Here is a 14030-nt window from a genome sequence, read left to right as displayed (position 1 = left end):
TCATAAGATTAGTTCCGGAGAGAGACGCGATGGAAATCAAACTGCATGCCAACGCCACCACCACACCGCGTATCCGTCGTTATCTTCAGCAGTCAGATAAAAGCGACAGGGAACTTGCCGTTGAGCTGGGGATCTCGGTCACCACCGTCAGGCGCTGGCGCAACCGCGACCAGGTTTCGGATAACCACACAACGCCAAAAGTGATACACAAAGCGCTGAGACAAGAGCAGGCGGCACTGATAAATGCCCTGCGGGATATCACAGGGGCACCGCTGGATGAACTGCTGCTGCTGGTGAATGACGGACTCGGGATCGCCGTTTCCCGCGCGACCCTGAACCGCTACCTCAAACCAGCCTCGCTAAAACAAAAGGGGGCGTCGTTGCAGGGCAAAAAGGCGCTGAAGGCCGGGATCATGCCGCAGAAGCTACTCCTGCATCATCAGCCGCTGTCGCTGCATATGGACGACGGTGGCGAGCAACACCTGCTCTGGGCGCGTGAACCCGTCAGCGGCTGGTGTTACGCCCGGCTTTATGCTGGCGTATCGCCGCAGTTGCTGACCCGCTGGACGAACGAGGTGCTGGCTGCCTGTCCGGCTGATATTCAATCTGTTGAGACTTTTGGGCTAGAAGTGAACTTGCCAGAGCATAACGTCACCGTAAAAGTGCATTCACAGTATTATCTCGCTCTTCAGGTCACCGTGCCGTTACGCGAAATCATTCCGCGGGTGAACAGTGAACCGATGGGAGAGCTGTTGATCCAACTGTGTGAGTTTTACAACCGGGGAAAAGCGCAGAAAAAGCTGGGAGAGCGTACGCCGCAGGCGTTTCTGGAAGCGCTGCGGCGTAACGATTAGACGATCTCGAGCACGTCTTCCGGCGGACGGCCGATACGCGCCTTGCCATTTGCCACTACAATCGGGCGCTCAATCAGCTTTGGATTGTCGACCATCGCCTGAATCAGCCGATCTTCAGTGAGACTGGTATCGTTCAGATTGAGCGACTTATACAGATCTTCTTTCTGACGCATCAGGTCGCGTGCGCTGCCCATGTTCAGCATCTTCAGCAGCTGGCGGATAGTCTGCGCGTCCGGCGGCGTCTCCAGGTACAGCACCACTTCCGGTTCGATGCCGTTAGACTTCAGCAGGCTGAGGGTGTCTCGGCTCTTGGAGCAGCGAGGGTTATGGTAAATTTTTACCGCGTCTGTCATGACTTCTCCTTTATTACATCTTCTCGTACGGCTTAAAGCGTTGTTGCAGGCCGCGCAGCTGGTCGATTCGCGCATCGTAGCGGGCCTGTTGCAGGCTGCCAAGCTTCACCTGCGAGCTGGCGCTGCTCAGCAGGGAAATGGCCTGATCGAGACGACCCGCCAGCGCCAGACCTTCCGCACGCGCGGCCAGCTCCTGATCGCGGTTACCCAGCTGCCCCTGGGCCTGGGCGAGCAGCTCCCAGCCGTTCTGGTCATCTTTATTGTTAAAGGTGTAGCGGTTCAGAATGGTCACCGCCTCGCCGGGCTGGCCGCCCTGTAGGTAGGCGTTCGCCAGGTTAAGCTGCAATACTGGATTATTACGAAGATCTTTCGCCCCTTTCAGGCGATTAATCGCATCGGTCGCTTTTTTCTGCCCCAGATCGATATCGGTGGCGAGGTCGAGATACCACGGATTGTCAGGCGCCGCCGCCAGCAGCGGCTGTAGCGCTTTTCGCGCTTCATCGTATTTGCTGGCCTCCATCGCCTGGAGCGCCTGACCATACTGCGCCGCGTTTTTCTCGCGCACGTTGCCTTTCGCCAGCGCGTCCAGCAGATCGCTGGTGAGCTGATTACGTCCGGAGTTGTACATGCCAAGCGTTCTCACTTTGGCCATGTAGAAATCCTGCGAAGACTGCACCACGACCGGACGCATCTGGTTGGCTCGGTTACGCGCATCCGAGAGGCGGCTTTCCGGCAGCGGGTGGGTCAACAGAATTTCAGGCGGGCGCGACGAGTAGCGTGCCTGGTCGAGCAGTTTTTCCAGGAAGCTCGGCATGGCCTGCGGGTCAAAGCCGGAACGCTGTAAAACCTGAATGCCGATGCGGTCTGCTTCCTGCTCATTCTGCTGGGTAAAGCTGATCATCCCCTGACGCGTCCCCGCCAGCGTCCCGGTAAGCGCCGCCATCCCGGCCTGCGGGCTGGCCATCGCCAGCAGAATAGAGCCCAGCGCGCCCACCCAGGTTAGCGGGGCGTTACGCTTCTGATCTTCCATCGCACGCGCCAGATGGCGCTGGGTGACGTGCGAAATTTCGTGCGCCATGACGGACGCCAGCTGGCTTTCGTTATCGGAATAACGGAACAACGCCGAATGCAGTACCACGTTCCCGCCAAAGAAGGCGAAGGCGTTGATTTCGTCGTTATTGATTAAATAGAAGTGGAAGGGCGTTTTTACCGAGTCGGCGTGCGCCACCAGACGCATCCCCAGGCCGTTAATGTATTGCACCAGCAAAGGGTCGTTAATCAGCGGAGCACTGCCGCGCAACTGGCGTACGTAATAATCACCCATCTGCATCTCCTGCCCGATGGAGAGCGTGCTTCCTGCCGTGGTGCCCATGTCCGGCAATGAATCGGACGAGTCAGCGAAAGCGGGCAACACCTGACCCACCGTCACGGCGGCAATCAGTGTCGCAACCAGTGTTTTTCTCAACTGCCTGAACATAACCACTGTCCTGTATGTTGGATGTGCTAATTTGACCGATGAACCCGCATAACGTTCATCTCCGCTGCTCTGCGAGTGTAGCCGTGTTAAGAGATGAAGAAAATCCCATTCATCAGGGTTTTGCGAAACCTGACAGTGAAACAAAAAGGAAAGTCTTTTTTGTGACAGTTAGATACAATTCACCGTCTCACTCCCGCCATTCGATTCAGGGAAGGGTTGTATGCTCGAAATGTTAATGCAGTGGTATCGGCGTCGGTTTAGCGACCCGGAAGCCATTGCTTTGCTGGTCATTCTGGTTGCCGGATTCGGTATCCTGTTCTTCTTTAGTGGCCTGCTGGCGCCGCTACTGGTGGCGATTGTGCTGGCGTATCTGCTGGAGTGGCCCACCGCACGTCTGGAACATATCGGCTGTTCCCGCCGCTGGGCGACCAGCATTGTTCTGGTGCTGTTTGTCGGCATTCTGCTGCTGATGTCCTTCGTGGTGATGCCCATCGCCTGGCAACAGGGGATCTACCTGATCCGCGATATGCCCGGCATGCTGAATAAACTGTCTGATTTTGCCGCCACGCTGCCGCGCCGCTATCCTGCGCTGATGGACGCCGGGATCATCGATGCGATGGCCGAAAACATGCGCGCCCGCATCATGACCATGGGTGACTCGGTGGTCAAATACTCTCTGGCCTCGCTGGTAGGCCTGCTGACGCTGGCGGTTTACCTTGTTCTCGTGCCGCTAATGGTGTTCTTCCTGGTCAAAGATAAAGAGCAGATGCTGAACGCGGTGCGCCGCGTGCTGCCGCGCAATCGCGGTCTCGCCGGTCAGGTCTGGCAGGAGATGAACCAGCAGATCACCAACTACATTCGCGGCAAAGTGCTGGAGATGATTGTGGTGGGCGTGGCGACCTGGATTGGCTTCGTGATCTTCGGACTGAACTACTCGCTGCTGCTGGCGGTGCTGGTCGGATTCTCGGTTCTGATCCCGTATATCGGCGCGTTTGTGGTGACCATTCCGGTAGTCGGTGTGGCGCTGTTCCAGTTTGGTCTGGGTACGGAGTTCTGGAGCTGTTTCGCCGTATACCTGATTATTCAGGGACTGGACGGGAACCTGCTGGTACCGGTGCTGTTCTCAGAAGCAGTTAACCTGCATCCGCTGGTCATTATCCTGTCAGTGGTGATTTTCGGCGGGCTGTGGGGATTCTGGGGGGTATTCTTCGCCATTCCGCTGGCGACGCTGATTAAAGCCGTGGTCCACGCTTGGCCGGATGTGCCAGCGGTGGAAGAGAAGTAGATTTAGTGCGGGCTGATGCCCTCACCCCAACCCTCTCCCGCGGGGAGAGGGGGCAAACACTAAAAACGGTAGCGCATGCTACCGTTTTGCATTTACCTTGTAGGCCGGGTAAGCGCAGCGCCACCCGGCACTAAAATGATCACGCGTTCTCTTTCAGCCACTTCAACACCACGTCGTGGTGGTTGCTGGTTTTGAAATCATCAAACACGTGCTCAACTTTACCGTCAGCGTCAATCAGGAAGCTGATACGGTGAATACCGTCGTACGTTTTGCCCATAAAGGACTTCTCACCCCAGACGCCAAACTGCTCGCAAACCTGGTGGTCTTCATCGGAAAGCAGCGTGAAGTTCAGCAGCTCTTTTTCCGCAAAACGTGACAGCTTCTCTGGCTTATCGGTGCTGATGCCCAGCACTTCCACACCGACCTTCTTCAACTCATCCATGTTGTCGCGTAGACCGCAGGCCTGTACGGTACAGCCCGGGGTCATGGCTTTCGGGTAGAAATAGACCAGAACACGCTGTCCCTGGAAGTCGGTCAAATTTACTTGCTCGCCGTCTTGATCCGGTAAGCTAAATTTCGGTGCGATATCACCGGCTTTCAGTGGGTTCATTACTCAACTCCATCCTGTTCGTGCTGCGAATAATCGACGACGCTTATACTGCCTTGCGCATGTAATTCTGTACAGAGGGCTTTGAACGCTTGCTCGATATTTGACGCATCCTGCGAGGCAGGGCTGTGTGCGGTAATTTGAATAAACAGCGTCGGGATTGCGTTTTCATCGCCCGGCTGCGTGCGGGAAACCAGTTCGGCAATGTTCATCTGATGGCTGTCAAACAGCGCCGTGAAACGTTCAATCAGATGAGGTGAATCAGGCACTTCAACCTGTACCCAGACCGTGGCAGGCAGAGCCGGACGCGGGCGCGCGGTGGTGCGCTTCATCACAATCAGTAAATCCAGCTCTGCGCCTTTCAGCGGCAAGGTAGATTCGATGAGGGTAATGGCATTCCATGTTCCGGAAAGCAGCATGATGAACGTGAACTCTTCGCCAAGCATAGCCAGCCGGCTATCTTCGATGTTGCAGCCGCAGCTGCTCACGTGGCGAGTGATGGTATTCACGATACCCGGCCTGTCAGCACCCAGCGCAGTGATAACCAGGTAATGTTGTGATGAGGTTGTCAAACCTGTTCTTCCTTTGCGTGGTTAAGTCTTCCTAAGGAAAGCATAAAAAAAACATGCATACAACCGCCTGAGAGCCTCAGGTCGCTTGCTTTTATTACAGTTCCAAACGTAACATTGAGGCTCTTGTTCGCACAGAGGATGGCTCATGTTCACGGGAAGTATTGTCGCGCTTGTTACACCGATGGATGAAAAAGGTAATGTCTGCCGGTCAAGCATGAAGAAGCTCATTGATTACCATGTCGCCAATGGAACCTCGGCGATCGTTTCGGTAGGGACTACCGGTGAATCCGCTACGCTGAGCCACGAAGAGCACGGCGACGTTGTGATGCTGACCCTGGAACTGGCGGACGGGCGTATTCCGGTCATCGCGGGGACGGGCGCAAACGCAACGGCAGAAGCGATTAGCCTGACTCAGCGTTTTAACGACAGCGGCATTGTCGGCTGCCTGACGGTGACCCCTTATTACAACCGTCCTACTCAGGAAGGTTTGTTCCAGCATTTCAAAGCCATCGCTGAACATACTGACTTGCCACAAATTCTGTATAATGTGCCGTCCCGTACCGGTTGCGATATGCTGCCGGAAACCGTTGGCCGTCTCTCGAAAGTAAAAAATATTATCGGGATTAAAGAGGCGACAGGGAACTTAAGCCGCGTTCATCAGATCAAAGAGCTGGTTTCAGACGACTTTATCCTGTTAAGCGGTGATGATGCGACCGCGCTGGACTTTATGCAGCTCGGTGGTAACGGCGTGATTTCCGTTACGGCGAACGTGGCGGCGCGTGATATGGCTGACATGTGCAAACTGGCCGCAGCCGGTCACTTTGATGAAGCTCGCGTGATTAATCAGCGTCTGATGCCGTTGCACAATAAATTATTTGTCGAACCCAATCCGATCCCAGTGAAATGGGCATGTAAGGAGTTGGGGCTTGTAGCAACCGACACGCTGCGTCTGCCAATGACACCGATTACCGACCACGGTCGTGAAATTGTCGCTGGCGCGCTGAAGCATGCCGGTTTGCTGTAAAGTTTAGGGAGATTTGATGGCTTATTCAGTACAGAAGTCGCGCCTGGCGAAGGTTGCGGGTGTTTCGCTTGTTATGCTCCTCGCTGCCTGTAGTTCAGACTCGCGCTACAAGCGCCAGGTGAGCGGTGATGAATCCTATCTGGATGCGCCGCCGCTTGCTGAACTTCACGCGCCTGCCGGCATGATCCTGCCGATCCAGAACGGTGATTATAATATTCCGGTTACCAACGGCAGTGGCCTGGTGGGTAAAGCGCTTGATATTCGTCCGCCGGCTCAGCCTCTGGCGCTGGTGAGTGGCGCGCGCACGCAGTTTACCGGTGATACGGCCTCTCTGCTGGTGGAAAGCGCACGCGGTACCACGCTGTGGCCGCAGGTTGTGAGCGTTATTCAGTCGAAAAACTATACGATTGATAAACGCGACGACGCCAGCCAGACTTTAACCACCGACTGGATTGAGTGGAACCGTCTCGATGAAGACCAGCAGTATCGTGGTCGTTATCAAGTCTCCGTTAAGCCGCAGGGTTATCAGCAGGCGGTTACCGTTAAGCTGTTGAATCTTGAGCAGGCAGGTAAACCGGTTGCCGATCCGGCCGCCATGCAGCGCTACAGCACTGAAATGCTGAACGTGATTGCCGCAGGTCTGGATAAAAACGCTACCGATGCCGCAAACGCCGCGCAGAACCGTAACGGTTCAACGTTTGATGTGCAGAGCGGTGCAGACGATACCGGCCTGCCAATGCTGGTGGTGCGTGCGCCGTTTAATCAGACCTGGCAGCGCCTGCCAGCAACGCTTGAAAAAGTGGGCATGAAGGTGACCGACAGCACCCGTTCAACGGGCAGCATCACAGCGACCTATAAGCCGCTGTCTGATAGCGCCTGGCAGGAGCTGGGGGCAAGCGATCCACAGCTGCCTTCCGGTGACTACAAAATCCAGGTTGGCGACCTCGATAACCGCAGCAGCCTGCAATTTATCGATCCGAAAGGACACACGCTGACCCAGGCGCAGAACGATGCGCTGGTCGCTGCCTTCCAGGCCGCATTCAGCAAATAATAGTGAGGGCTGGTTAATCCAGCCCTTTTTATTTTCGTGCTACGCAAACGTGTGCGTGGCATAATATGGCCAGTTTTGAATACAAATCATCACACCAGGAGTAATGAAGATGCAGAAGCAAGCTGAGTTGTATCGTGGCAAAGCGAAAACCGTATACAGCACGGAAAACCCGGATCTGTTGGTGCTCGAATTCCGCAATGATACGTCAGCAGGAGACGGCGCACGCATTGAGCAGTTCGATCGTAAGGGCATGGTGAACAACAAGTTCAACCACTTCATTATGACCAAACTGGCCGAAGCCGGTATCCCGACTCAGATGGAAGCGTTGCTGTCCGATACGGAATGTCTGGTAAAAAAACTGGATATGGTGCCGGTTGAGTGCGTGATCCGTAACCGTGCCGCAGGCTCACTGGTGAAGCGTCTGGGCATTGAAGAGGGTATCGAACTGAATCCACCGCTGTTCGATCTGTTCCTGAAAAACGACGCCATGCACGACCCGATGGTCAACGAATCCTACTGCGAAACCTTCGGCTGGGTAAGCAAAGAGAACCTGGCGCGCATGCAGGAACTGACCTACAAAGCCAATGACGTGCTGAAAAAGCTGTTTGATGACGCGGGCCTGATCCTGGTCGACTTCAAGCTGGAGTTCGGTCTGTACAAGGGCGAAGTGGTGCTGGGCGACGAATTCTCGCCGGACGGCAGCCGCCTGTGGGACAAAGAGACGCTGGATAAAATGGACAAAGACCGTTTCCGCCAGAGTCTGGGTGGCGTGGTCGAAGCGTACGAAGCGGTTGCTCACCGTTTAGGCGTTAAGCTCGACTAAACTGCGCATTTGCCAAAGGATGTTGGCATCCTTTGGCGTCTTATCCTTGTTAATATGGTAATCCTTTCATTAACCGCCTACGATCATAGCTATTATAAATGGAATAGTTCGAGGTGTTTATGCGCTGGCAAGGGCGTCGTGAAAGTGACAACGTAGAAGACAGACGCAGCAGTGGTGGCGGTGGTCCGTCTATGGGCGGGCCAGGTTTCCGGTTACCCAGCGGCAAGGGCGGCATTATTCTGCTGGTCGTTGTGCTGGTGGCGGGCTACTACGGCGTCGACCTGACCGGTTTGATGACCGGTGAAACCGGGCAACAGCAGCAGTATTCTCAGCGCTCCATCAGCCCGAATGAAGATGAAGCGGCGAAATTTACTTCCGTTATTCTCGCGACGACCGAAGATACCTGGGGTCAGCAGTTCGAGAAAATGGGGCGGACTTATCAGCCGCCAAAACTGGTGATGTACCGGGGCGCAACCCGCACCGGCTGCGGCACCGGGCAGTCCGTTATGGGGCCGTTCTACTGCCCGGCGGACAGCACCGTCTATATCGATCTCTCCTTCTATGACGACATGAAAAGCAAGCTGGGCGCCGACGGCGATTTTGCCCAGGGCTACGTGATCGCGCATGAAGTCGGCCACCACGTGCAGAAGCTCCTCGGCATTGAGCCTAAAGTGCGTCAGATGCAGCAGAATGCTTCTCAGGCGGAGGTGAATCGTCTGTCCGTACGCATGGAGCTTCAGGCCGACTGCTTCGCTGGCGTCTGGGGACACAGCATGCAGCAGCAGGGCGTGCTGGAAACAGGCGATCTGGAAGAGGCCCTGAATGCCGCACAGGCGATTGGTGACGATCGCTTGCAGCAGCAGAGCCAGGGGCGCGTTGTGCCGGACAGCTTTACCCATGGCACCTCGGAGCAGCGCTACAGCTGGTTTAAGCGTGGCTTCGACAGCGGCAACCCGTCGCAGTGTAATACCTTCGGCAAAGCTATGTGATGTTGGGGTTTGAACAGCTGGTCAACCAGCTTCAGCGTACCGGGCACCGCCGGCTGGTGGTGCTTAGCGGCGATGAAGCGTGGACGTTGAGCCAGGCGACCATTCTGCGCGATACGTTACCAGGAGACTGGCTGTGGCTGGAAGAAAACCCCTCTAAGGCCATCAGCGGCCTGCTGGGACGTGAATACCTGCACGCCGTTTTTGACGCGCGTCGCGGGTTTGACGTCTCGGCCTTCGCCGCCCTCAGCGGGACCCTGCGCGCCGGAAGCCTTCTGGTGCTGCTGGTGCCGCCGTTCTCCGTCTGGGCTAACAGGCCCGACGCGGATTCTCTGCGCTGGAGCGACAGTGCCGAGCCGATCGCCACCCCGCACTTTGTTCACCACTTTTGCCGGACGCTTGCCGCCGATTCAGATGCCATCGTCTGGCATCAACATCGTCCTCTGTGCCTTCCCGTTGCGCCAGATTTACCCGCCTGGCAGCCCGCTAACGGTGAACCGCAGCGCGAGCAGGCTGAGATCCTCGACGCTCTTCTGACCATGCCTGCTGGCGTGGCCGCCGTGACGGCGCCGCGCGGACGCGGGAAGTCCGCCCTGGCGGGCATGTTGCTGAGCGGCATTCAGGGGAGTGCAGTCGTGACGGCACCGGCAAAAGGGGCGACGGATGTCATCGCGCGTTTCGCAGGGGAACATTTCCACTTTATGGCCCCGGATGCGCTGCTGGCCTCCACCACGGAAGCTGACTGGCTGATTGTCGATGAGGCGGCCGCCATTCCCGGCCCGCTGCTGGAGAAGCTGGCGTCGCGCTTTCCCCGCGTGTTGCTGACCACCACGGTGCAGGGTTATGAAGGCACGGGCAGGGGATTCCTGCTGAAGTTCTGCGCCCGGTTCAGCGGGCTGCGGCGTTATACCTTATCCACGCCAGTTCGCTGGGCTGCCGGATGCCCCCTTGAGCGGATATTGGCGAACGCGCTGCTGTTCGACGATGCGCTTATCGATCGCAAACCGGAAGGCGAGGTACGTTTAACGTCGCTGGAGCCCGGGATGTGGGAGAGCGATCCGACGCGCGGGGCAGGCGTGTATGAACTGCTTTGCGCCGCGCACTACCGGACGTCACCCCTCGATTTACGCCGGATGATGGACGCCCCCGGCCAGCACTTTGCTGTTGCTCAGGCGGGCGCGGAGATCGCGGGCGCGCTCTGGCTGGTGGAGGAGGGGGGATTACCCCCTGAACTTAGCCGCGCAGTCTGGGCGGGCTTTCGTCGGCCGCGTGGAAATCTGGTGGCGCAGTCGCTGGCAGCGCACGGCGGCTCGCCGCTCGCGGCGACGCTGAAAGGCCGACGCGTCAGCCGCATTGCGGTTCATCCCCATCGCCAGCGGGAAGGCATCGGCCAGCGGCTGATCCGCAGTGCCAGCGGAGAAGATTATCTCTCGGTCAGCTTTGGCTATACCGACGAGCTGTGGCGTTTCTGGCGGCAGTGCGGGTTTGTGCTGGTGCGAATGGGCAGCCACCGGGAAGCCAGCAGCGGGTGCTATACGGCGATGGCGTTGCTGCCGCTGAGCGAGGCGGGGCATCAGCTCTGCGAACAGGCGCATCAGCGGTTATGTCGTGATATGCGCGTCCTGTCGGCCTGGAATGGCGAAAAGATCCCGGTGACGGATGCATGGGAAGCTACCCTTAATAGTGACGACTGGCTGGAGCTGGCGGGGTTTGCCTTTGCTCACCGGGCGTTTTCAACTTCGGTTGCGGCGCTGACGCGGTTGTTGTTAGCCGTGGACATGCCACTTCCGGCGCTGCGGGGGAAAATGGAAGGGAATACGCACGATTTCGGGCGCAAAGCGTTGCTGGCGAAGCTACGCGAGGAAACCGCTCACGCGCTTGAAAGGCTTGATTACTCCCGTAGCCAGCAGCTGAAAGCCGACATTTTGCAATGGCAATTTTTTCAATGAGTTCTTCAGTAAAGTGGCATGGTCATTACCCCGCAGAGGCGTAAAATCCTGCTTATCAATTAAGGAGATCGCCATGAAACATGACCATTTTGTTGTGCAAAGCCCGGGTACACCTGCTAAACAGCTCCTGCTTCTGTTTCATGGCGTGGGCGACAATGCCGTCAATATGGGACAGATTGGCAGCTGGTTTGCACCCGTTTTCCCACACGCGCTGATCGTCAGCATCGGCGGCGTGGAGCCGTGCGGTCCGGACGGGCGGCAGTGGTTTTCCGTCGAGGGCGTGACGGAGGAGAATCGTCAGGCGCGTATTGATGCCGCTATGCCAGCCTTTATCGATACCGTGTGTTACTGGCAGCAGCAGAGCGGCGTAGGCGCCGACGCAACGGCGCTGATTGGCTTCTCTCAGGGCTCAATCATGTCGCTGGAAAGCGTAAAAGCGCAGCCCGGACTGGTGTCCCGCGTGATTGCCTTTAACGGGCGTTTTGCGACGTTACCGCAAAGCGCGACCACGCAGACCACGATCCATCTCATTCATGGGGGGGAAGACCGGGTAATTGAGCTTTCGCATGCGGTGGCTGCCCAGGAGACGCTGATGCGCGAGGGCGGAGATGTGACGCTGGATATCGTAGACGATCTGGGGCATGCCATTGACGATCGCAGCATGCAGTTCGCGCTCGATCATCTGCGTTATACCGTACCGAAGCACTACTTTGATGAAGCGCTCAGCGGCGGTAAGCCGAATGACGATGATATCGTCGAGTTTATGTGAGGTGTCCCCCTCTCTTTAGGGAGAGGGGAAACAGAGCGATTACTTCTTCTGGTCCTTCTTCGGCCAGTCGTCTTCATCGTCCCACTTGTCGTTAAAATCACGGTGCGGCGGAAGATCCGGTTTGTTGGCAAGGAACTTTTTATGGTCAACGCGCTTGAGATCTTTAATCACGTTAAGTAGCACGCCTACCAGAAATACCAACACCAGAATCCACCAGTACTTTGAAAGCCAGTCCATTCGCTAATCCTCTTTAAGCACCCGTCAGGCGACGAGCTGCTCCATAATACGTTGATACATGCGGGCCAGCAGTTGTAAATCGGCAGCGTTCACGCATTCATTGATTTTGTGAATCGTCGCGTTAACCGGACCCAGTTCGACAACCTGTGCGCCCATGCGGGCGATAAAGCGTCCGTCAGACGTGCCGCCCGTTGTCAGCAGCTGTGGCTTAATTTCATTATAGTGCGCAATGGCGTTAACGACTGCATCCACCAGTTTACCGCGCTGGGTCAGGAACGGCTGGCCAGACAGCCACCAGTCGAGGGTATAGCGCAGCTGATATTTCTCGAGCAGCGCAATCACGCGCGCTTTGATCATCTCGTCGGTCAGTTCGGTGCTGAAGCGGAAGTTAAACTGGACGAAGAGATCGCCGGGAATGACGTTGTTGCTGCCGGTGCCAGCCTTGATGTTGGCTATCTGCATGCTGGTTGGCGGGAAAAATTCGTTGCCTTTATCCCATTCAATGCCCACCAGTTCGTTCAGCATCGGCGCGGCGCGGTGTACCGGGTTATCCGCCAGGTGCGGATAGGCAACGTGGCCCTGCACGCCATGAATAGTCAAATTACAGGTCAGGGATCCACGGCGGCCATTTTTCACCACATCACCCACCACTTCGGTGCTGGACGGTTCGCCCACCAGACAGTAGTCCAGACGTTCATTGCGCGCCATCAGCGCCTCAACGACCTTCACGGTGCCGTTGTGGGCGCTGGCTTCTTCATCGGAGGTAATCAAAAACGCAAGACGGTTTTTATGGTTCGGATGCTGGGCGACGAAACGCTCTGCCGCCACGACCATCGCAGCCAGAGAACCTTTCATGTCCGCAGCGCCGCGTCCGAAAAGCATGCCGTCGCGGATGGTCGGCTCAAAAGGCGGGTTGATCCAGCGGTCTGCGTCGCCTGCGGGAACTACGTCAGTATGTCCGGCAAACGCCAGCGTCTCTCCCTGACCGCGCCATGCCCAGAAGTTCTGCGTATCGCCAAAATCCATGTGCTCCACGGTAAAACCGATGGCACGCAGGCGCTCAATCATTAATGCCTGACAACCTGCGTCGTCCGGGCTAAGGGAAGGACGGCGAATAAGCTGCTGAGTCAGCTCAATGACCGGGCATGACATAGACTACACCTCAACGAATAAATCTGAATAAAGGGTTTCACTGAAACCCAGCAGCATAGGCTCACCTGGCTTGCAGAGCAATGGGCGTTTGATGATTGCCGGCATTTCAAGCATCAGTTTGGCTGCGCTGTCGGCGTCGTTGATCGTGGTCCGGAGAGATTCATCCAGTTTTCGCCAGGTGGTCCCGCGGGTATTCAGTAGCGCTTCCCACCCCAGTTCGTTGATGGCGGAATGGAGAAACGCGGGGTCAAGCCCGTCGGCACGGTAATCGTGGAAGCGATAGTCGATGTTGTGTGCTTCCAGCCAGCGGCGGGCTTTTTTAATCGTGTCGCAATTCTTAATGCCGTACATCACAACCATAGTGAATCCTTTTGTTCTTTTGTGGATTAAATGTTCAATATTTTCGAAGATATATCCTTAAGTGGAATATAACACATTCGGAATTTTTCGGGATTTACAATTCTCCATAATTCAACGAACAGCTGTAAGCTGAATAGTCTTTCATCTTTTAAGCATAGTTGTCCACCCTGTTTAAATTGCCAATAAACTCAGGGGGAAATTAAAAATGCTGTCATTTTTCCGACTATTTCAAAATATTGCTGTAGGTCACATAAAATTTACCCGACAACGCTCATAGTGATCCTAAACCTACCAGCACAGCGGGGCTCAATCACAGCAATCGGTTAAAGTGGCTTCACAATGATGATACGTTTTCGTAGAATGCGCATAATAATAAGAGAGGTTGTTATGATTGAACGTGAACTGGGGAACTGGAAAGATTTTATCGAAGGCATGCTTCGTAAATGAATTTCCGGTAAGAAATGCAAGAGCACTTAATTAACTAAAATAACCATAGTGTGAAAGAATCACACAATAAAAAGGCGGCCTGTA

General features: G+C 56.0%; 16 protein-coding genes. 9 read left to right on the top strand and 7 right to left on the bottom strand.

The genetic code is table 11. From position 1 onward, the window contains the following. Positions 1-29 precede the first annotated feature (29 nt). On the top strand, positions 30-854 hold the full coding sequence (locus tag ACQG0T_RS16240) for a homeodomain-like domain protein (protein WP_017383504.1): 825 nt from the start codon (positions 30-32) through the stop codon (positions 852-854). Here ACQG0T_RS16240 and arsC read toward each other — a convergent pair. After that, positions 851-1207: an arsenate reductase (glutaredoxin) gene (arsC, locus tag ACQG0T_RS16235; RefSeq protein WP_017383503.1), complete on the bottom strand. Its 357-nt coding sequence runs from the start codon at positions 1205-1207 to the stop codon at positions 851-853. The genes ACQG0T_RS16240 and arsC overlap by 4 nt on opposite strands. Positions 1208-1220: 13 nt before the next feature. Then, positions 1221-2684 (bottom strand): beta-barrel assembly-enhancing protease, encoded by a 1464-nt coding sequence (gene bepA / locus ACQG0T_RS16230; RefSeq protein WP_015572197.1) that lies wholly within the window; start codon positions 2682-2684, stop codon positions 1221-1223. Positions 2685-2904: 220 nt separating this feature from the next. Between bepA and ACQG0T_RS16225 the strand changes: the two genes are divergently transcribed. Next, the gene (locus ACQG0T_RS16225) at positions 2905-3969 is read left to right on the top strand and encodes an AI-2E family transporter (protein WP_003860546.1); all 1065 of its coding nucleotides are present in this window, start codon (positions 2905-2907) and stop codon (positions 3967-3969) included. A gap of 139 nt (positions 3970-4108) precedes the next feature. On the opposite strand, the gene bcp is transcribed toward ACQG0T_RS16225, so the two are convergent. Both bcp and ACQG0T_RS16215 read right to left on the bottom strand, forming a co-directional pair. Further along, entirely contained in the window at positions 4109-4579 is a 471-nt protein-coding gene (bcp, locus tag ACQG0T_RS16220; RefSeq protein ID WP_015572198.1) for a thioredoxin-dependent thiol peroxidase, read from the bottom strand. Beyond that, on the bottom strand, positions 4579-5148 hold the full coding sequence (locus ACQG0T_RS16215) for a glycine cleavage system transcriptional repressor (RefSeq protein ID WP_000213743.1): 570 nt from the start codon (positions 5146-5148) through the stop codon (positions 4579-4581). The genes bcp and ACQG0T_RS16215 overlap by 1 nt, the downstream gene beginning before the upstream one ends. Positions 5149-5293: 145 nt before the next feature. Here ACQG0T_RS16215 and dapA point away from each other — a divergent pair, with 145 nt between their 5' ends. From dapA to ypfH, 6 genes are all read left to right on the top strand, one after another. Beyond that, positions 5294-6172, top strand: coding sequence for a 4-hydroxy-tetrahydrodipicolinate synthase (gene dapA, locus ACQG0T_RS16210; protein ID WP_003860542.1), 879 nt, complete (start codon positions 5294-5296; stop codon positions 6170-6172). 16 nt (positions 6173-6188) lie between these two features. Further along, positions 6189-7223: an outer membrane protein assembly factor BamC gene (gene bamC, locus ACQG0T_RS16205; RefSeq protein ID WP_006811481.1), complete on the top strand. Its 1035-nt coding sequence runs from the start codon at positions 6189-6191 to the stop codon at positions 7221-7223. Positions 7224-7332: 109 nt separating this feature from the next. Further along, positions 7333-8046: a phosphoribosylaminoimidazolesuccinocarboxamide synthase gene (gene purC, locus ACQG0T_RS16200; RefSeq protein ID WP_001171626.1), complete on the top strand. Its 714-nt coding sequence runs from the start codon at positions 7333-7335 to the stop codon at positions 8044-8046. Between the two features lie 119 nt (positions 8047-8165). After that, positions 8166-9035 (top strand): KPN_02809 family neutral zinc metallopeptidase, encoded by an 870-nt coding sequence (gene ypfJ, locus ACQG0T_RS16195; RefSeq protein WP_001303362.1) that lies wholly within the window; start codon positions 8166-8168, stop codon positions 9033-9035. Continuing rightward, positions 9035-10981: a tRNA(Met) cytidine acetyltransferase TmcA gene (locus ACQG0T_RS16190; RefSeq protein ID WP_032102778.1), complete on the top strand. Its 1947-nt coding sequence runs from the start codon at positions 9035-9037 to the stop codon at positions 10979-10981. Before ypfJ ends, ACQG0T_RS16190 begins: the two co-directional genes overlap by 1 nt. Positions 10982-11054: 73 nt before the next feature. Beyond that, a complete protein-coding gene (gene ypfH, locus ACQG0T_RS16185) occupies positions 11055-11750 on the top strand; it encodes an esterase (RefSeq protein WP_426723824.1) in 696 nt (231 codons plus the stop codon). A 39-nt stretch (positions 11751-11789) separates the two neighbouring features. On the opposite strand, the gene ACQG0T_RS16180 is transcribed toward ypfH, so the two are convergent. Genes ACQG0T_RS16180 through ACQG0T_RS16170 form a run of 3 tightly spaced genes read right to left on the bottom strand, consistent with a single transcriptional unit; the run spans position 11790 to position 13499 of the window. Beyond that, complete coding sequence (locus tag ACQG0T_RS16180) at positions 11790-11987, bottom strand: YpfN family protein (protein WP_000383991.1); 198 nt, start codon at positions 11985-11987, stop codon at positions 11790-11792. A gap of 24 nt (positions 11988-12011) precedes the next feature. After that, entirely contained in the window at positions 12012-13139 is a 1128-nt protein-coding gene (dapE, locus tag ACQG0T_RS16175; RefSeq protein ID WP_017383496.1) for a succinyl-diaminopimelate desuccinylase, read from the bottom strand. Positions 13140-13142: 3 nt separating this feature from the next. Beyond that, positions 13143-13499 (bottom strand): ArsC family reductase, encoded by a 357-nt coding sequence (locus ACQG0T_RS16170; protein WP_271040385.1) that lies wholly within the window; start codon positions 13497-13499, stop codon positions 13143-13145. Positions 13500-13886: 387 nt separating this feature from the next. Here ACQG0T_RS16170 and ypfM point away from each other — a divergent pair, with 387 nt between their 5' ends. After that, complete coding sequence (ypfM, locus tag ACQG0T_RS16165) at positions 13887-13946, top strand: protein YpfM (RefSeq protein ID WP_015572204.1); 60 nt, start codon at positions 13887-13889, stop codon at positions 13944-13946. The last annotated feature ends 84 nt before the right edge of the window (positions 13947-14030 follow it).

Source organism: Enterobacter cloacae complex sp. 302F9 (assembly GCF_050030335.1).
In the GTDB taxonomy this organism is placed as follows: domain Bacteria; phylum Pseudomonadota; class Gammaproteobacteria; order Enterobacterales; family Enterobacteriaceae; genus Enterobacter; species Enterobacter hormaechei_C.
The sequence above is the reverse complement of the archived record's forward strand: the minus strand, read 5'-3'. Positions and strand labels throughout refer to the sequence as shown.